Raw genomic sequence first — 18,217 nt, 5'->3', positions numbered from 1 at the left:
CGGAAACATGCATGGTACCGCTACCTCAGGGGTGCGAGAGATGTCCGAGAGCAAGATTTCACGCCGTCAGTTCGTGGCCGCCGCCGGCGCAATTCCGATTGCCGCGAGCGCCTCGCGTGCGTTGGGGCAGGAAGCGAAAGGAACGCCGCTGGCCGGCGACTTCGCCCTGCCCGACCCACCTGGCAACCGGATGCGCTGGGCGATCGTCGGCCTCGGCAACTTCACGGTCGGAGAGGTCATCCCCGGCATCCGCGATTCGCAACACTCGCGGATGACCGCCTTCGTTTCGGGCAGCCCGGACAAGCAAAAGGATCTCGGCGCACGCTACGGTGTGAGTCGGTTCTACAACTACGAAAACTTCGACAGAATCGCCGACGATCCGGAGATCGACTGCGTCTACATCGTCCTCCCAGTGGGACTGCACGCCGAATACACGATCCGCGCGCTCAAGGCCGGCAAGCACGTGCTTTGCGAAAAGCCGATGGCCTCGACCAGCGCCGAATGCGAGGCGATGATCGCCGCGGCCAAGGCGGCGAACCGCCAGCTCGGCGTCGCCTACCGCATCCACTTCGAACCGACCAACGTGCGGGCCAAGCAGCTGATCGACGGCGGCGAGATCGGTGACCTGCGCTTCATCTCGTGCGACCACGGTTTCAACGCCGATCTCAACTGGCCGCCGCACGTCTGGCGGCTGGAAAAGGCGCTCGCCGGCGGCGGGTCGATGTACGATATCGGCATCTACGGTCTCAACACCTCGCTGATGATGATCGGCGACGACACCCCGGCCGACGTCACCGCGACTTATTCCTACCCGCGCGACGACGTGCGCTTCCGCGAGGTCGAGGGCGGGATCGACTTCCGCCTCCGCACCCGCAAGGGCCTGACGATCAGCGGGTCGTCGTCGTACTGCTGGAGCCCCTACATCTCCTCGCAGCGCTACATGGGCTCGAAGGCGTCGATCTTCATGAAGCCGGCGACGACCTACGACCTCAACACCATCGTGCTCGAAGGCAACGGCCCGCAGCGCACGGTCGGTGCTGGCGATCCGTGGGGCCAGTTCGCCGCCCAGATCGACGCCTTCAGCCACGCCGCGCGGGCCAACACGCCGCACCGCACGCCGGGCGAAATGGGCCTGCGCGACATCCGCATCATCGAGGCGATGTACCGCAGCGCGGACAACGGCGGGGCCATCGTCGCCCTGTGACTCTGGCCTCGCTGCATCGCCGGCGCTAGAACGGCGGAGGGAAAAGGAGAGGATTGCCGGAATGACCGCACGATTTTTCCTGCCGCTCGCGGCGCTCGCCCTGCTCGCCGGCTGCCATGCGCAGGGCAAGGAGGAAGCCGACGAGTCCATTGGCGAGATTCCGATGCAACATCTTGCCGGGATGATGGGCCCGCGGGACGTGCAGCAGGTGATGATGTCGCGGCCGCAACTGGCAGTGCTCGACGTCCGCACGCCCGAAGAGTTTGCCGCCGGCCACATCGCCGGGGCAACCAACATCGATTTCAAGAACGAAGACTTCGCCGCGCAGATCGCCGCCTTGCCGAAGGACAAGGACTACATCGTCTATTGCCGCACCGGCCACCGCAGCGGGCAGGCGCTGGAGGCGATGCAGGGCATGGGCTTCCAGCATGTCGCCAATATGGAGGGCGGCATCACCGCCTGGCAGGACGGCGGGCTTCCGGTTGAAAACTGAGCTGCGCGGCCTGATCGCGGCGCTGGCGCTTCTCGCCACCCCGGTGGCGGCGCAGACGGCGGGGGACATTCACGCCGGCGAGCGCAACCGCTTCGGCTATGGCGAGCTGCGCCCCGGCGCCGACGGCAACAATCCCGACGCGCCCAACGCCGCGAACTACGACGAGACCAAAGTCGGCGACTTGCCACTGCCGCCGCTGTTCGCCTCCGCGACCGATCAGACTCAATCAGGCTGGAGCGCCCGGCGCGCGGAACTGGCGCGCCTGGTCAAGGACAACTGGGTCGGGCGCATCCCGGAAAGCGTTGCGAGCTTCCGTGTGGTCTGGCGCAAGGAAGCCGTGCGGCCCAATGTCGAACAATGGATCGGACAGGTGGTCGCGCCCGATGGCCGGATGGGGCCGACGGTCGATGCGATCATCACCTTCCCCCGTCGCAAGAACCCCGCCCCGGCGCTCATCTCCTACAGCTACGTCTGGCCCGGCGGCCGGGTGCCGAACTTCGGTGGCACGCCACCACCCGATGCAACGAAGCAGGCGCTACGGCACGGTTTCGCCTACGTCGAATACCGCCCGCAGATGCTGCAGTCCGACACGGGGGCGACGATGCGGGAGGGGATCATCGGCCTCGCCCGCTGGCCGCGCGAAGAACATGACTGGGGCGCACTCAGGGCCTGGGCCTGGGGCGCGAGCCAGTTGCGCGAAGAACTAGCACGCGACAACCGGATAAACGGCCAGCGCATCTCGCTCACCGGCCACTCGCGCTTCGGCAAGGGCGTGCTGGTCGCTGCGGCCTTCGACCCGCTGTTCGCCGACGCCCACGTTTCGAGCAGCGGCGCAGGCGGTGCCAAGATCATGCGCCGCGATCTCGGCGAGCGGTGGGAAAACCTCGCGGGAAGCGGCGAATTCCACTGGATGACCCCGGCGGCGATGCTGTTTGCCCGGCAGGGACATTCGATCGCCGAGCTACCGGTCGATGCGCACACGCTCATCGCCCTTCGCGCCCCGCGCCCGCTATTCGTCACCTCCGGCCTCGCCGAAAAGGGCGACGCATGGGTCGATCCGCGCGGAATGTGGCTGGCGACCATGGCGGCGGAACCGGCCTGGGCGCTGTTCGGCTCGAAAGTGCCCGATGGTGCGATGCCGCCGCCTCTCGGAACGGCCGACACGCCCTTCCCGCTCGCCTGGTACCAGCACGACGAGGGCCATGTTCCCTGGCCGGCCTACGAGGCATTCTACCGCCACGAGGCTATGTTCGTGCCCGACTGAGCGCCTTGCAGCCCGCCCGCCGCTCCCCACATCGGGGAGGAGGGAGTGTCTCCATGCTTGAATGGCTTATCGCCGGCGCAGTCTTCGTCGTGGCCCTGCTGGCACTGCCGCGCCTGCTCACCCGCGCCAAGGCCGGGGCGAAACGCGGCGGAGGCGGCGGGATGATCGTGGCGCTCGGCCTGATCTTCGCCTCCGCCTTCGATCCGGCACGCGCCGCGGCCACCGAGGAACTCGACCTCCGCAAGGAAACCGACGGGACCGAAGAGGGCGAGAGCGGCGGCGAGCCCTGACCGGGCCGCAATCGCTCCCGCCCCCGGACCCTAGTGGTGGCCGGAATGCCCTTCCATCGCCATGCCGCCACTCAGCACCAGCATCGGCGCCGGGTGTTCGACCGAGTGCCATGCCTCGGCGCTCGGCGGAATGTCAGTCCACTCGTTCGCCCCGACCTCGCAACTCTGGACGGTCGGGAAGAACAGCGGGCCTGACGTGTCGGGCAGCTTCATCGCCAGTCCGAACTGGTCGAACTGGTCGACCGGCAGCTTGCCGCGCCAGGTCACTGCCGAGACCCGTTCGGTAATCATCGAACCGCCCTCGCCCGCCACGGGCTTGGGCAGGGTCTGGCGCTCGATGGTCAGCTCCCAGCCCGGCTTGGGCTGCGGCTTGGCGCTGAGCACTCCCTCTGGAATCTCGATCCGCACTGCGACGGTGGGCGAGGCTCCGCACCCGTGGGTGATCCGCAGGAACCCGGCGTAGTAGGCGCCGGCCTCGGCATCCTGCTCGGAGAACACCGCATGCGCTGATGCGGCGGCGGGTAGCGACAGGGCCAGCAAAGCCGAAAGGATTCTCTTCACATTTCCGCTCCTTGAAAGGGACTTGGTAAACCGGGCGCGCATCAGAACGCCACCCTTACACCGCCGAACACCGAACGGCCCTCACCGGGGAAGAACACCGCGGTGTTGGCGGTCGGCAGGCTCGCATCGGTCACCGCGGCGAACTCGGCGGCGTAGCGCTTGTCGGTCAGGTTGCGTGCGTCGACGAACAGCGTCGCCGGACCGAGATCGATCCCCGCGCCGATGTTGAGCAGGGCATAGCCCGGCGCCTGCATCGTGTTGGCGTAATCGACCCACACGTCCTGCATCCGCCAGTCGACGAAGGGTTCGACGAACAGGCCATGCGCTCCGTCGTAGCGCAGCGAAATGCGGTACTGGTGCTCAGGCGCGACCGGCAGCTGGTTGTCGCCGTAGACCGGGTCGCCGTCGAAGTGGAAGTTCGACCAGGCATAGGTCTGGCGCAGCCGAAGGTGGCCGTGCTCGTTGTCCATGATCCGCCAGTCGAGGTTCGCCTCGATACCTTCGTGGAGCGTGTCGCCCGCGTTGAACACCGTGGCGGGCAGGTTCGCGACCGGCGTGAAGCTGAGCAGCTCGCCGCGCACATCGGCGCGGTAGTAGGTCACGTCCCAGGTGAAGGCGCCCGACTTGCCGCGCGTGCCGATCTCCGCCGTCCACGCCCGCTGCGTGTCGAGCGGGACGAAGACCGAACCGCTGGTGTTGGTCTGGGTCAGCGCGCCGAAGTGCGGCGGTTCGACCGAGCGCGTGTAGTTGGCGTAGACCTGGACCGCGCCCTGTTCGAACAGCAGGCCGACACGCGGGGCGAACCAGTCGAAGTCCACCTCGTCGTGCTTTGCGGCGAGGAGGTTGTCATAGTTCCGGCTGGCGTGCCCGTAGGACCCGCCCGCGACCAGCGCCAGCGAGGGAACGACGAAGAACCGGCCCTCGGCGAACAGGTCGAGCCCGCTCGCTTCGTTGACCGCCTGGCCGATGCGGAAGCCGTTGGCGCCGTGCGAGTTGAGGTAGAGGTCCTGCTTGGTCCCGCCCTGGCGATAGTAGGCGCCGAAGTAGAGATCCGCACGGTGTCCGCCGAGCTCGCCCGACAGGTCGAACCTGCCGAACGCGCCCTGTGTGTCGGTGTCCTGGTCGATGACGATCGAGATCGGGTGATGCAGGTCCATCTGCGTCGCATAGACGCCGCCTTCGAAAACCAGCCCGTCGCTGAGCCGGAGGTGCGTCTGGAGCGAACCGCGGAACAGGTCCTGTTCGCGCGCCTGCCGGCGGTCGACCACCCCGTTGCCGGCGAAGGTCGGGTTGGTCAGCGCGTCGGTCAGCGTTACCGCGCCCGGCACTTCCTGCCGGATCGTGGCGCCGTAGCCGATCGCTCGGACCTCGTTGTCCTCGCCGAACGAGTAGCCGAGGTCGAGCGTGCCGCGCAGTTGCTTGCCCGCCTCGTTGTCGCGGTAGCCGTCGGAGCGGAAGCCGTTGACCGAGCCGTAGTAGTCGAAGCCGCCGCTCTTGCCCGCAACGCTTCCCTGCCCGCGAAACGTATCCCACGACCCGGCTTCGAGCCGCAGCGAATAGGGCGTCTCGGCGGTCTTGCCGTTGGGGGTGATGAAGTTGACCGCACCGCCGAGCTGCGCCCCGCCGAAGCGCAGCGCATTGCCGCCCTTGTAGACCTCGACATAGCGCGCGCCGAGCGGGTCGATCTTCTGGAAGTCGCCGAACCCGTCGGCATCGGCGAACGGTACGCCGTCCTGCGCCAGCATGACGCCGCGCTGGTGGTACGACTGGTCGAGCCCCGAGCCGCGGATCGACATGCGCGATTCCTCGCCATAGCGTTTGTTGGTCAGCACGCCGGGGACGTCGCGCAGGATGTCGGGCAGGCCGACGACCGTATGGTCTTCGTAAGTCTCTGCGGCGACCACCGAAACCGAGCCCGGAGTACGCGAGAGTCGCTCGCGCGCGTCGGCCACCACGGCCGGATCGTCAGGATCGCGGTCGGCGGTGACGATGATCGGCGGGTCCTGTTCGCCTTCGTCGGCCCACGCCGCGGATAACGGAGTAAGAGCGGCCAGCGCCATCGCGCTGCCGCAAAGCAGTTTGTGCATTGGGTATTCCCGTAAATGTCCGAAAGAGTGCCCCACCGTGCGGTGGAGCGACTGGTTCAGGCGAACGCGGGAGGTGCCCTCGCTGGTGGAAGCTGCCGTGCGGCCGTGGCCAGCGCGAAGGGCGCTTCGCTGCGCACGAATGCCTCGGCGACCGCCCGAGGCAGCGGTAAGGAGGGGAAGTCGGCCGGCGGCGTCGCATTGACCGCGACGGCAAAGGCGCAGGGCTGCGGCTCGCCGTGACCCTTTTGGTCGTGGCCCTTTGACTCGTGCCCCATCTGGGCCTGATCCATCTGGCCGTGATCCATCTGGCCGTGGGCCATCTGCATCTGATCGTGGTGCATGGCCTCGACCTCGACCGGAACCTGCCAGGCAATGTCGGAATGGCAGATTGTGATCGCCAACGCGCCGGTCTCGGTGCTCTCGACCATGTAGCCTTGCGGGATCGCCGCGCGCACCAGCAGCGCCGCCAGCAGCAGCGCCATGGCAAGGCCGCGCCTTGCGCGCGTGGTCAGCGAGTCCCTCACGTCGGCTTCGCCGATATGCGACGCCGCCCAAGGGGACAACCCCGCATGGGTCAGGCGCGCACCTTGTCCCGGCCGGCGAGCAGCAGGGTCAGCCCCGCCACCGCCAGCGCTGCAACAGCCATCATCAGGAAGGCCGGCGTGTTATCGCCCGCGGTGCTCTCCCGCACCCGGCCGAGCAGGTCGGGTCCGACGAAGCCGCCAAGCTGCGAGATCGCGTTAATCCACGCAATGCCCGCCGCCGCCGCCGCGCCTGAGAGGAACGCCGTCGGCATGGTCCAGAAGATCGCCAGCCAGGCCATCGCCCCGGTCGCGACCAGCGCCAGCGCGACGACCGAAACGACCGCGGAGTGCCCGGCGAAGCTCAGCATCAGCAGTCCGGCGAACGATAGCATGATGGACAGTGTCGCATGCCAGCACCGCTCCCCGGTGCGGTCGGAACTGCGGGCGATCAGCACCATGGCCATGGCGGCCACGCCCCATGGGATCGCGGTGACGAGGCCGACCTTGAGGTAGGCGCCCTTGTCGATGCCAAGTTCCTGCACCAGCGTCGGCATCCAGAAGTTGAGCGTGTTGTTGATGACCGCGCGCAGGAAGTCGGCCAGCGCGAAGGCCCAGACGCGCCAGTCGAGCAGGACCGCGCTGAGCCGAGTGCGGTGCCCTGTCCCGGCCTTGGCCGCCTCGTCCTCGGCCAGTTTCGCCTCGACGAAAGCGCATTCTTCCTCACTCAGCCATGGCGCATCACGCGGCCCGTCGGGGAGCTTCGCCAGCAACACCAGTCCCAGACCGATCGCCGGCAGCGCCTCGAGCAGGAACAGCCACTGCCACCCGCGCATCGCCACCGATCCGTCGAGAAACTCGAGGATGAGCCCCGATACGGGCGCGCCGACTGCGCTCGCCAAGGGAATCGCGATGATGAACAGCGCCACCGCGTGCGCCCGCCGCCGCGAGGGGAACCAGTACGTCAGGTAGAGGATCACGCCGGGAAAGAACCCCGCCTCGGCCACGCCGAGCACAAAGCGCAGCAGGTAGAAGCTGAATTCCGGATCGGTCAGCCCGAACGCCCCGGCCAGCGGTCCCCAGCGCAAGTCCCCCAGAAACACGAAAGCCGCCGAAACCACGCCCCAGGTGATCATGATCCGCGCGATCCACCTGCGTGCCCCAACCCGGGCGAGCACGAGGTTCGAAGGCACTTCGAACAGGAAGTACCCGAAGAAGAACACGCCCGCGCCGAAACCGTAGACGGCGTCCGACAGGCCCAGTTCGCCGGCCATCTGCAGCTTGGCGAAGCCGACGTTCACCCGGTCGAGGATCGCCACGAAATAGCCGAGGAACAGCAGCGGCAGGATGCGCCGCGCAATCTTCGCGTAGGTAGCCCGCTCGAAGGACGCCAAAGTTCCGCTCCCCACGCCGGTCAGGCCGCGCGCCGGGTGAGACGCGGCGGAACCTTGGGCAAGGCGATCGTCAGAACGACCGTGATCGCCCCCAGCCCGGCGAGAGCCAGGAACGCCGCGGTGCTGTCACCGCCTGTCGCTTCGCGGACCGAGCCGATCAGGTCGGGTCCGAAATAGCCGCCGAGGTTGCCGATTGAATTGATCATGGCGATTCCGCCCGCCGCAGCGGCCCCGGAAAGGTACGAGGTCGGGAAGGACCAGTTGATCGACAGCCAAGCAATACCCCCGCCCGCGACCATCGCCAGACCGAGCAGCGCGATCACCGCGTTGGCCCCCAGGAAGGCAAGCAGCAGCATGCCCGTCGTCAGCATCGCCGCTGCCGTTGTGGCATGCCAGCGCCGCTCGCCCGTGCGGTCCGAGCGGCGCGACCAGAACACCATGAACGCCGCGGCTGCGCCCCACGGGATCATCGCAATCAGCCCGACGGTGAAATAGGCTTCGGGATCGATCCCGAATTCCTGGATGATCGTCGGCATCCAGAAGTTGAGCGCATAGAAGCCCGCGTTGGCGCAGACAAAGGCGATTGCGAAACACCAGATCCGCAGGTCGAGGAAAATCGTCGATACCGCGTGCTGGTGACCCTCGCCGGCCTTCCCGTGCTCTTCTTCCTGGAGCCGTTCGAGGACCAACTTGCGCTCATCCTCGGTGAGCCATTTGGCCTGCTGCGGATTGTCGGGCAGGACCGCGAGAACCAGCAAGCCCACGAGGACCGACGGCAGCCCTTCGACCACGAACAGCCATTGCCACCCGCTCCACGCACCCGTCCCGCCGAGGAACTGCATGACCGCGCCCGACAGCGGGGACCCGATCACGTTGGAAAAGGGGATGGCGGTCATGAACAGCGCGATGACCTGTGCCCGCCGCCGCGAGGGGAACCAGAAGGTAAGGTAAAGGATCACCCCGGGATAGAAGCCGGCCTCGGCGACACCCAGCATGAAGCGCAGGAAATAGAAGCTGAACTCGGCGTCGGTCAGTCCGAAGCCCGCGGATACCGGACCCCAGCGGATCGAGTCCGTGAAGATGAAAGCCGCCGAAAGCAGGCCCCACGTGATCATGATGCGCGCAATCCAGATCCGCGCGCCGATCCTTTGCAGGACAAGGTTGGAGGGGACTTCGAACAGGAAATAGCCGAAGAAGAAGATGCCCGCCCCGAAGCCGTAGACCTCGTCGCTGAAGCCAAGGTCGCCGGCCATCTGCAGCTTGGCGAAGCCGACGTTCACCCGGTCGAGATATGCAACGAAGTACCCGAGGAAGAGCAGCGGAATCAGCTTCCACGCCACTTTGCGGTAGGTCGCGGTCTCGAATGCCGGGTCGGCGGCCACTGGCCTTTACCTCAGGGATTGTCCTTCTTGCGACTGGTCGCGGCGCCAAGCGTCAGGCCGAGCGCGACGCCGACCCCGACCCCGATGGCGATGTTACCCAAGGCGACGCCGAACCCCGCGCCGATCGCGATTCCCAGCGCCAGGAACATGGCCGGATTCTTCTGCATGGTACCCTCTCCCCCTCTTGTCCGTCCGGACTAGCACAGCCGGGACGGGAGCCGAAACTCGATCTACCCGGCCTCCCGCACGATCTCCGCCCAGGCCGCCTCGTCGATCACTTCGATACCCAGTTCGGCGGCCTTCGTGAGCTTGCTCCCCGCCCCCGGTCCCGCGACGACGAGGTCGGTCTTGGGGCTGACCGAACCAGCGGCCTTGGCGCCGAGCCGTTCCGCCTGCGCCTTGGCCTCGTCGCGGCTCATGGTTTCGAGCTTGCCGGTGAAGACGACGGTCTTTCCCGAGACCGCGCTTGCCTTGGTTTCGACGACGTAGGGCGGCGGCGAGACTTCGGACAGCAAGTCGTCCCACACCGCCTTGTTGTGGTCCTCATGGAAGAAGTCGCCGAGCGCCTCGACCACGACAGGGCCGACGCCGTCAATGCTGGTGAGTTCATTAGCCGCTTCCTCGTCGCCTGCGTGGGCCTTCTCGGCAAGCGCTCGAAGGGCGGGCAATTCATGGAACCGCTTGAGCAGGTCGCGCGCCGTCACCGCACCGACGTGACGAATGCCCAGCCCGAACAGCAGGCGCGCGGCGTCGGGTTGGCGCTTGGCTTCGATGGCGGCGAACAGGCCGTCGACCGACTTCTCCTGCCAGCCCTCGCGGCCGAGCAGTTCGTCGCGGTGCTGCTTGAGGCGGAAGATGTCGGGCGGACCCTTGTCGAGCCAACCGAGCTCCATGAACTCGGCGATGGTCTTTTCGCCCAGCCCCTCGATGTCGAGCGCAGCGCGGCTGACGAAGTGACGCAGGCGCTCGAACTGCTGCGCCTTGCAGACGAGCCCGCCGGTGCAGCGCACGTCGACCTCGCCTTCCTCGGCGACGGCCTCGCTACCGCACACTGGGCAGTGATCGGGGAAGGCGAAGGCCGGACGGTCTTCGTCGCGGGTCAGGTTCTCGACCACCTGCGGAATCACGTCGCCGGCGCGCTGGATGACGACGCGGTCGCCGGGGCGCACGCCGAGGCGGGCGATCTCGTCGCGGTTGTGCAGCGTGACGTTGGTCACGGTGACACCGCCAACCAGCACCGGGGTCAGCCGTCCGACCGGGGTCAGCTTGCCGGTGCGCCCGACCTGGATGTCGATCTGTTCGAGCGTTGTCTCGGCGCGCTCGGCCGGGAACTTGTGCGCCAGCGCCCAGCGCGGCGCCTTGGCGACGAAGCCGAGGCGCGCCTGGTAGGCAAGGTCGTCGACCTTGTAGACGACGCCGTCGATGTCATAAGGCAGCACCGCCCGCCCCTCGGCGATGCTGCGGTATTGCTGCAACATTTCCTCGACCGATCTGCACAGCTTGAGTTGCGGTGAGGCAACGAAACCCCAATCCTCGATCTGCCGCATGACTGCGTGCTGCGACGTCCCCGGCACGGTCGATGCCGCGCCCCAGCCATGCGCGAAGAAGCGCAGGGGACGCGTGGCGGTGACGCTCGCATCCTTCTGCCGCAACGATCCCGCCGCCGCATTGCGGGGGTTCGCGAACTGGCGGACTTTCGCGGGATCGAACTCCTCGCCTTTCTCCTTCGCCGCCGCTTCGGCTTCTTCCATCAGGCGTAAATTGAGCGCGGTAAACGCCTGTTTTTCCATGTAGACCTCGCCGCGTACCTCGAACACGTCGGGCGCATCACCGTGCAATTCCTGCGGCACGTCGGCGACGTAGGCGACGTTGGGAGTGACGTCCTCGCCGACCTGCCCATCGCCGCGCGTCGCCGCACGCACCAGCTTGCCGCGTTCGTAGCGCAGCGAGCATGAGAGGCCGTCGATCTTGTCCTCGGCGGTGAAGGCCAGCGGGGCATTGTCGCCGAGGTTGAGGAAGCGCCGCACCCGGGCGACGAAATCGGCCACTTCTTCGTCCGAAAAGGCATTGTCGAGGCTCATCATGCGAACCTCGTGCGTCACCTTCGACAGCGGCGAAGCGGCGATCTCGTGCCCGACCAACTGTGAGGGCGAGTCAGCGCGCACGAGATGCGGAAATGCCTCTTCCAGCTCGGCATTGCGCCGCACCAGGGCATCGAATTCGGCGTCGGAAATCTCCGGCGCGTCCTCGGAATGGTAGAGCTTGTTGTGATGGGCGATGGCTTTCGCCAGCCGCATCAACTCGTTGGCGGCATCGGCTTCGGAAATGTCGATCGGATTCGCGGACATGCCAACGCTATCGCCCGAACCGGCGCGGCTTTCCAGCCCGCTACTGTCCGCGCAGCACCTTGAGCAGGTCCGGCTCGATGGCCTTGTAGACCGGGTCGCCGGGGGTGATGATCGCGAAATGGCTGGCGCCTTCGTTGACGTGCACCGTGAGTTGCGCCCCGCCCGCACGAACTGCCGCTTGCGCAGCTTCGGGAGCGGCAGGCATCACGGCCTGCTCGAAACGGATTTCCTCCACCAGCGGCGGGTGTTCTTCGGGCGCAATCGCTGCGAAACGCTCAGGCACTTCGTTCGGCGCGCCGCCCATGAAGGGATCGACTGCACCGAACTGGCAGAGCGCATCGAACGAGGCGCGCTCCGCCCCGACATCGGCAGGCCCGTCGAATACTTGCGCTGCGCGTACCTTCAGCGCGGGCCGCGCGCCGACCGGCCCATCCGCCCCCTGCTCCGCCGCAAGCCACTGCGCCGGGGTCGCCCCGGCCGAATGCCCGACCAGCGTCACCCGGTCACGGTCGATCGGGTAACTCGCAGCCACCTCGTCGATCAGCTTTGCCGAGGCCTGCCAGTCCTCGAACGAGCCCGTCCAGCCGCCTCCGTCACCGACCTCGCGGTAATCGACGTTGAGCGTCGCCACGCCCAGCGTCCGCCAGCGCGTCGCCAGAGGCGCCATGTAGGCCTGCGTCGCAATTCCCGTCTTCCAACACCCGCCATGATAGATCACCGCCAGCGGAAACGGCCCTTCGCCCTCGGGCATCCGCAACTCGGCAAAGGCGCGCTCACCCTCGCCGTAGCGCAGCACCGCGTCGGGAGCCTCCGGCGCGAGGTGCGCGTCGGTGCCCCAGAGGCTTTGGTCAGCGTAGTAGTCCGTCGCCGCCGGTGTCGCGTTCTCTTTCATCGCGCCGGTGCAACCGGAGGGGACGAGCAAGGCGAACACCCAGGCGGCACGCTTCACGCCGCATTTCCGAACGTGTCGACAACCCGGATCTGACCGACGATCGCAGCGTTGAAGACGGTCAGTTCTTCGGCCGGGATCCAGTATTCCCGGTGCGCCCGGCCACCTGCATCCTCGACCCGGTAGTTCGAGAGAAAGGCGGCATCGACCTCGAACTCGGTGACGAAGCCGCTGCCGCTGGCCGGAACGTTCCAGTCCCTCGCGATCTTCATCGCGTATTCGCGGGTGGTGACCGGGTAGAAGATCGGCTGCTCGGGCAAGCGGGGAGGAAACTCCGTCCAACCCGACAATTCGATCAGACGCAACTCTTCAGGGCCGACGGGCCGCCAAAGGGTCTTGGTCTCACTGGAAGCCATCAACCCAGCGGCTCGCTCATCCGGCGCAGGCGCCGGCCAAACAGTGCACCGACAAGCAAGGCGGGAACCCACAACACCGCCAAGATCGGCCAGGTCAGCGGCAGCCAGGCAAGGAATTCATCGTTACCCGGCAATAGGGCGTAGGCGAGGTAGGCCACGAATGGCGCCACAGCCCAGCCGATCAGCGTCCTTTTTCCGCGCGTTCCCGCCATGAGACGGCCGATCAGCAAGCTGCCCACCAGGCTCAAGGCGGGCAGGTACCAGGTCACGTCGATACCGCCGAGATATATTCCCATACAATTCCCCCCTTTTGGTGATCACACTCTCTCCAGAAGCCGGTCGGCCTGCGCCCGCGCCTCGCTGGTGATCTCCGCGCCCGAGAGCATTCGGGCGATCTCTTCCTGACGTCCGGCGGCGTCGAGCAGGGTCACCGAAGTGCGCGTGACGGTGCCCTCGCTGCTCTTGTGGATCACGTAATGCGTGCCGCCACGCGCGGCGACTTGCGGGCTGTGCGTCACCGCCAGCAGTTGCCCGCCGCTGGCCAGCCGGGCGAGGCGGTCGCCGATGGCGCTCGCCACCGCGCCGCCGACGCCGCGGTCGATTTCGTCAAAGATCACCGTCGCCGCGCCGCCCTGCTCGGCAAGCGCGACCTTGAGCGCGAGGATGAAGCGCGACAGTTCGCCGCCCGATGCGATCTTGTTGAGCGGGGCGAAGTCGGCGCCGGGGTTGGTCGAGATGAGGAATTCGACCGCGTCCATGCCGTGCGGCCCCCAGCGCTCCTCGGGCAATCCGGCCACTTGGGTACGGAACCGGGCGGCGTCGAGTTTCAGCGGTGCGAGTTCGCCCGCCACCGCTTCATCCAACCGCAGCGCAGCCGAAACCCGCGCGGCGTGGAGCGCTTCGGCGCGGGCGCGGTAGACTTCGTGCGCCGCTCGCTCGGCCTTCTCGAGTTCGACGATGTTGGCGTCGCCCGCCTCGATCGCGTCGAGGCTGGCGCGCATCTCGCGCATCCTGGCGGGCAGTTCGTCGGCCTCGCACCGGTGCTTGCGGGCAAGCGCGCGCAGTTCGAAAAGGCGCGTTTCGATGCAGTCGAGTTCGGCGGGGTCATGCGACAGCGCATCGGCGGCGGCCTGCAGCTTGTCCTCGGCCTCGCCCGCCTCGATCACCGCGCGGTCGAGCGCCGCGAGCGCTTCGGCCAGCAGCGCATGCTCACCGGCGATCCGATCGAGCCGCCGCGCCGCGCCGCGCAAGGTCGCGAGCGCCGAGTCCGAACCGTCCCACAACAGGCGCAGTTCCTCGAGGTCGCCGGAAAGCGTTTCGCCCTTCTGCATGTCAGCGCGCGCACCGGCGAGCGCTTCCTCCTCGCCTACCTGCGGCTCGATGGCAGCCAATTCGGCAAGGTGGGCGATGAGCAGGTCCTGGTCGGCCTTGGCCTGTTCGATCGATGCGCGCGCCCCGGCGAGCGCCGCCCCTGCCACCTGCCAGCCGCGCCACGCCGCCTCGACTCCGGCAACGTCGCTGCCCGCATAGCGATCGAGCAAAGCCCGATGGCCGCGCGGATTGACCAGCCCGCGGTCGTCATGCTGGCCGTGCAGTTCGACCAGCGCCGGGGCGATCTCGCGCAGCAGCGCCACGCCGACCGGCTGGTCGTTGACGAAGGCCTTGCTGCCGCCGTCGGCCTTGACGCTGCGGCGGATGATCAGCGGCTCGCCCGGTTCGATCTCGACTTCGGCTTCGTCGAGCGCCTCCCGCACCCCGGCGGGAAGTTGCGCAAACTCGAACGTCGCGGTGACGCCCGCCTTGTCCTCGCCGGCGCGGACCAGCGCGGTCTCGGCCCGGTTGCCGAGGATCAGGCCCAGCGCGTCGAGCAGGATCGACTTGCCCGCGCCCGTCTCGCCGGTCAGCACTCCGAGCCCGCCCGGAAAGGCGAGGTCGAGCGCCTCGATCAGCACGATGTTGCGGATGGCGAGCCGGGTCAGCATTCTGCCTGAGCATTACGGACCGGCGACGCACCGCGCAACGCCGCGCGCTCACCATTCCGCAGCGATCATCAACAGGGCGAGCAGACCGGTAGCGCAGTTGGCGAGGAAGGCGGCGGCCGAGGCCATGTCCTTGATCACGCGGACCTTGGGACAGCGCAGCGGCTCCAGGAGGTCGGCAAGCGCCTCGACCGCGCCGTTCATCGCTTCGAACGCCATTCCCAACGCCAGCGCCAGAACCAGCACCCCCCACCAGATCGGCTCCGCGCGCATCACCGCGAGCAAGCCAAGCACCGTCAGCGCCCAGAGCTGGTGCGCCCTGAAGGCCCGCTCTCGCTGCCAGGCGTCGCGCAGCCCGGCAAGGCTGTAGCGCGTGCGTTGCGCGATACCCCCGCCCTTCATGCCGTCACCTTGCGCGCCGCGCCCTTGTTGCCGCAGCCGTAGGTGCGGTTGGCAAGCGTCAGTTCGCGGTCGAACAGGAAGCGGACGAGCAACCTGCCCCACGATGTATGCGCGTGCAGCGGACCGTACACTTCGGAGGCGATGCGCCGCACCTTGGGCAGGTGGATCCACGGCACCCGCATCAGGTCGTGATGCTCGGAATGATAGCCGCAGTTGAACACCAGCCGGTTCATCGGACCGTAGTAGGAGTAGGTCACCTGCCCCGGGTCGACGATGTGGTGTTCCTGGATCCAGCGCCCGCCGAGCGGATGCAGCCCGAGCGCGAAGCAGTGCGCCAGCACGAGATAGGTCGCGGCGCCCCAGCCGAGCCACACCACCACCGCCACATCGAACACGACCTGCACGGCCACGTTGGCGAGGCTCCACCGGTCGACCACGACGACGCCCGGCATGCGACCTATGCGCAGGCTCAGCAGCAGCGGCTGCGCAACCAGCCACATGGCCTTGCGCAGTGGGCAGTTGCCGACCATTCGCGCCTCCCACGGGCTGGCGAAGTCGCCGTCGTAGACCGTGTCGCCGAGGTGGCTGTGATGCAGGTGATGCCCCTTGCGGTAGCTCGTCGCCGCCGGGACCATCAGCGGCAGTCCGCAGAAGATGCCGAGCCACTGGTTGGCCGACGGGCGGCGGAACACCAGGTCGTGCGAGGTCTCGTGCAACAACGAGAGCAGCGAAAGGCTTGCTACCGCGCCGACGGTGTAGGCGGTTATCGCTATGGCCCACCACGGCTGCTGGCCGATCCAGGCCGCGATGCAGACCTGCACGCCGACTACCGCTACGGCCCATCCAGCGGTCGGCAAGTAGGGCCCCATCAGGGCGGTGAGTTCAGGGTGATCGCGCATGACGGCGAGCCGTCGCCAACGATGAAGTTCGGTGTCGCGAGTAATTGCCATTGTCTTTCCCTTGCGCTGTATCGAGCGGGGAATGGATGCGCGACGGCGGGGCTGACGGTCAGTTGCAGCGGGGCGCTCGGGCCGATGCAACGGTTGCATCGGCATCACGGTTCGGAAAACTCCGCAGCAAAACACGAATTCGATTGCGACAAACTGCCCGGCGAAAACCAAATCTTAACGCCAGTCTGATGTCTTGTGGAAAGGTGGTGGGGAAAACGGGGACAGAGGTCGTGACACTCCTGGTAATTCGCTCGAATAAACGCTTCGCGGTACGCCGTTCGGTGACCTTGCGAGGCGGTCCGCCGCGCCGCCGCGGAGGACTGATGATCGAGCTCTCGGTCGAGGGGTGCCGCATCTCCAACGCAGACTCGAATGCCTACACAGTCGAACAGGAAGTGACGGTCGAACTCGACGGCGGCGAGAAGCTTCCGGGCTTCGTGCGCTGGGCACACGACGGCTTCGTCGGCGTGCGTTTCGCCAGTGCGCTACGGCATGTGGAACTGGCCAACCTGCTCGAAGTCAGCCGCCCCCCCGAATACCGCGTCGCGGTCGCCTGACCCCTTCGCTGCCGTTGCAGCGCCGGGCCGTGCCGCTCAGCCTTCCGTAATCAGGTCTGGCTTCTTCTTTTCGATCAGCGAGTAGGCGCGGTCGTACCACTTGCTGCCGGGATAGTTAGCGCCGAGCACAGCGGAATACTTCTTCGCTTCTTCCGGCAGGCCGAGCGCGAGGCTCGTTTCGGTCAGGCGGTAGAGCGCCTCGGGCGCATGGCTGGTGGTCTGGTAGTCCTTGACCACGTTCATGAAGCGAATCTGCGCCGCGAGCCACTTGCCGGTGTCTTCGTAGAACCGGCCGATTTCCATTTCCTTGCCCGCGAGGTGGTCGTTGACGAGGTCCACCTTGAGCCGCGCATCGGCAGCATAGCGGGTGGCGGGATAGCGCCTCTGCACTTCCTGCAGCGCGGTCAGCGCCTGCTGCGTGATGCGCTGGTCGCGGTCGACGTCGCTGATCTGTTCATAATAGCACAGCGCGATCAGGTAGTAGGCGTAAGGGGCATCCTTGTTGCCCGGGTGGATCGACAGGAAGCGCTGCGCGCCCTCGATCGCCTTGTCGTAATCCTTCTGCACATAATTGGCGAAGGCCCCCATAAGCTGCGCCCGGCGCGCCCAGGGCGAATATGGATGCTGACGCTCGACTTCGTCGAACAGCGCGGCGGCGACCTTGGTGTCGCCGCGGTCGAGCCGCTCCTTCGCCTCGGTGTAAAGCGAGTCCACGTCGCGCGCGACATAGGCGGTGTCCCCGCCCTTGTTCTTGCCCCCGAACAGGGAACAGCCGGACAGCGCCAGTCCAGAGATTGAGACAAGGATTATTGCGCGATGCGCGCTAGATAGCTTGCGGAGCATGGAGCGGCCTATAGCCAGCCCGCCCATGAACGCCAAGTGAAGTTGGCGCGGCTTTGCCCGGCGCAATTTGCAGTGCGATAGTAGCAAGATGAACGGCAGTCGGTCGCTTCATTGCAGTTCTGTTCATAATTACTCGATTAAACCTGAATGCAGATGCCGCCAAGGCAGGCCACAGAATGTGCCGCGGTGGATGAGCAAAGGAAAGGAAACCACTCGCAATGAAACGCCTGACCACGTTTTCCGCCATAACCGCCGCCGCAATCGGCCTGGCCGGGGGCAGCGCCGCGCTCGCCCACCACTCGTTCGCCGCTGAATTCGACCGTAACAAGCCGATCAAGCTGGAAGGCTCGGTCGTGAAGTTCGAGTGGGTCAACCCCCACTCGTGGATCCACATCAAGCTTCCCAACGGCCAGGTCTGGCGCGTTGAGGGCGGTGCCCCGTCGGCTCTGCTGCGTCGCGGCTGGAACAGGAACTCGCTGCCGGCCGGCACCAAGATCATCGTCCAGGCCTTCCAGGCCCGCGACGGCGATACCCGCGCCAGCGCCGCGGAAATCAGCTTCCCCGACGGCCGCGAGCTCTCGCTCGGCAACCCGACGACCGAAGCGGTCGCCGCCGCCGCCAAGCGCGCCGAAGGCAA

20 protein-coding genes are annotated in these 18,217 nt (G+C 66.9%); 6 read left to right on the top strand and 14 right to left on the bottom strand.

Going from position 1 to position 18,217, the window contains the following annotated elements; translation table 11 throughout:
- Positions 1 to 40 precede the first annotated feature (40 nt).
- The 4 genes from GRI89_RS03740 to GRI89_RS03725 all read left to right on the top strand — a co-directional run bounded on the left by GRI89_RS03740 (position 41) and on the right by GRI89_RS03725 (position 3,251).
- The gene (locus GRI89_RS03740) at positions 41 to 1,204 is read left to right on the top strand and encodes a Gfo/Idh/MocA family protein (RefSeq protein ID WP_159792343.1); all 1,164 of its coding nucleotides are present in this window, start codon (positions 41 to 43) and stop codon (positions 1,202 to 1,204) included.
- 61 nt (positions 1,205 to 1,265) lie between these two features.
- Positions 1,266 to 1,697, top strand: coding sequence for a rhodanese-like domain-containing protein (locus GRI89_RS03735; protein ID WP_159792341.1), 432 nt, complete (start codon positions 1,266 to 1,268; stop codon positions 1,695 to 1,697).
- The gene (locus GRI89_RS03730) at positions 1,687 to 2,961 is read left to right on the top strand and encodes a glucuronyl esterase domain-containing protein (RefSeq protein ID WP_159792339.1); all 1,275 of its coding nucleotides are present in this window, start codon (positions 1,687 to 1,689) and stop codon (positions 2,959 to 2,961) included. The genes GRI89_RS03735 and GRI89_RS03730 overlap by 11 nt, the downstream gene beginning before the upstream one ends.
- 53 nt (positions 2,962 to 3,014) lie before the next feature.
- On the top strand, positions 3,015 to 3,251 hold the full coding sequence (locus tag GRI89_RS03725) for a hypothetical protein (RefSeq protein WP_159792337.1): 237 nt from the start codon (positions 3,015 to 3,017) through the stop codon (positions 3,249 to 3,251).
- Between the two features lie 30 nt (positions 3,252 to 3,281).
- On the opposite strand, the gene GRI89_RS03720 is transcribed toward GRI89_RS03725, so the two are convergent.
- From GRI89_RS03720 to GRI89_RS03665, 13 genes are all read right to left on the bottom strand, one after another.
- Positions 3,282 to 3,812 (bottom strand): YcnI family protein, encoded by a 531-nt coding sequence (locus GRI89_RS03720; protein WP_328598070.1) that lies wholly within the window; start codon positions 3,810 to 3,812, stop codon positions 3,282 to 3,284.
- 41 nt (positions 3,813 to 3,853) lie between these two features.
- A complete protein-coding gene (locus tag GRI89_RS03715; RefSeq protein ID WP_159792333.1) occupies positions 3,854 to 5,899 on the bottom strand; it encodes a TonB-dependent receptor family protein in 2,046 nt (681 codons plus the stop codon).
- Positions 5,900 to 5,955: 56 nt separating this feature from the next.
- A complete protein-coding gene (locus GRI89_RS03710; RefSeq protein WP_159792331.1) occupies positions 5,956 to 6,423 on the bottom strand; it encodes a hypothetical protein in 468 nt (155 codons plus the stop codon).
- Positions 6,424 to 6,473: 50 nt separating this feature from the next.
- Positions 6,474 to 7,814 (bottom strand): MFS transporter, encoded by a 1,341-nt coding sequence (locus GRI89_RS03705; RefSeq protein ID WP_201290862.1) that lies wholly within the window; start codon positions 7,812 to 7,814, stop codon positions 6,474 to 6,476.
- A 20-nt stretch (positions 7,815 to 7,834) separates the two neighbouring features.
- Complete coding sequence (locus GRI89_RS03700) at positions 7,835 to 9,196, bottom strand: MFS transporter (protein WP_201290861.1); 1,362 nt, start codon at positions 9,194 to 9,196, stop codon at positions 7,835 to 7,837.
- A gap of 11 nt (positions 9,197 to 9,207) precedes the next feature.
- Positions 9,208 to 9,363, bottom strand: a complete 156-nt coding sequence (locus GRI89_RS17770) for a hypothetical protein (protein ID WP_201290860.1) — start codon at positions 9,361 to 9,363, stop codon at positions 9,208 to 9,210.
- A gap of 63 nt (positions 9,364 to 9,426) precedes the next feature.
- Positions 9,427 to 11,544, bottom strand: coding sequence for an NAD-dependent DNA ligase LigA (gene ligA, locus GRI89_RS03695; RefSeq protein WP_159792329.1), 2,118 nt, complete (start codon positions 11,542 to 11,544; stop codon positions 9,427 to 9,429).
- 40 nt (positions 11,545 to 11,584) lie between these two features.
- Positions 11,585 to 12,493, bottom strand: coding sequence for an alpha/beta hydrolase fold domain-containing protein (locus tag GRI89_RS03690; RefSeq protein ID WP_159792327.1), 909 nt, complete (start codon positions 12,491 to 12,493; stop codon positions 11,585 to 11,587).
- On the bottom strand, positions 12,490 to 12,753 hold the full coding sequence (locus tag GRI89_RS03685) for a hypothetical protein (protein ID WP_235912777.1): 264 nt from the start codon (positions 12,751 to 12,753) through the stop codon (positions 12,490 to 12,492). Before GRI89_RS03685 ends, GRI89_RS03690 begins: the two co-directional genes overlap by 4 nt.
- 95 nt (positions 12,754 to 12,848) lie before the next feature.
- Positions 12,849 to 13,145: a hypothetical protein gene (locus GRI89_RS03680; RefSeq protein WP_159792323.1), complete on the bottom strand. Its 297-nt coding sequence runs from the start codon at positions 13,143 to 13,145 to the stop codon at positions 12,849 to 12,851.
- A gap of 21 nt (positions 13,146 to 13,166) precedes the next feature.
- A complete protein-coding gene (gene recN, locus GRI89_RS03675) occupies positions 13,167 to 14,831 on the bottom strand; it encodes a DNA repair protein RecN (protein ID WP_159792321.1) in 1,665 nt (554 codons plus the stop codon).
- Positions 14,832 to 14,879: 48 nt separating this feature from the next.
- Entirely contained in the window at positions 14,880 to 15,230 is a 351-nt protein-coding gene (locus tag GRI89_RS03670; protein WP_159792319.1) for a diacylglycerol kinase, read from the bottom strand.
- On the bottom strand, positions 15,227 to 16,180 hold the full coding sequence (locus tag GRI89_RS03665; RefSeq protein WP_159792801.1) for a fatty acid desaturase: 954 nt from the start codon (positions 16,178 to 16,180) through the stop codon (positions 15,227 to 15,229). The genes GRI89_RS03670 and GRI89_RS03665 overlap by 4 nt, the downstream gene beginning before the upstream one ends.
- Before the next feature lie 35 nt (positions 16,181 to 16,215).
- On the opposite strand from GRI89_RS03665, the gene GRI89_RS03660 reads away from it, so the two are divergent.
- Entirely contained in the window at positions 16,216 to 16,737 is a 522-nt protein-coding gene (locus GRI89_RS03660; RefSeq protein WP_328598069.1) for a PilZ domain-containing protein, read from the top strand.
- A 36-nt stretch (positions 16,738 to 16,773) separates the two neighbouring features.
- Here the strand turns inward: GRI89_RS03660 and GRI89_RS03655 are convergent, their stop codons facing one another.
- Positions 16,774 to 17,580, bottom strand: coding sequence for an outer membrane protein assembly factor BamD (locus GRI89_RS03655; RefSeq protein ID WP_235912772.1), 807 nt, complete (start codon positions 17,578 to 17,580; stop codon positions 16,774 to 16,776).
- A gap of 218 nt (positions 17,581 to 17,798) precedes the next feature.
- On the opposite strand from GRI89_RS03655, the gene GRI89_RS03650 reads away from it, so the two are divergent.
- Positions 17,799 to 18,217: DUF6152 family protein (locus tag GRI89_RS03650; RefSeq protein WP_159792313.1), on the top strand; the 419-nt coding region annotated here is incomplete at its 3' end.

Source organism: Croceibacterium salegens, assembly GCF_009827435.1.
In the GTDB taxonomy this organism is placed as follows: domain Bacteria; phylum Pseudomonadota; class Alphaproteobacteria; order Sphingomonadales; family Sphingomonadaceae; genus Croceibacterium_B; species Croceibacterium_B salegens.
Note: the sequence above shows the minus strand (reverse complement) of the source record. Positions and strands in the feature narration are given on the sequence as shown.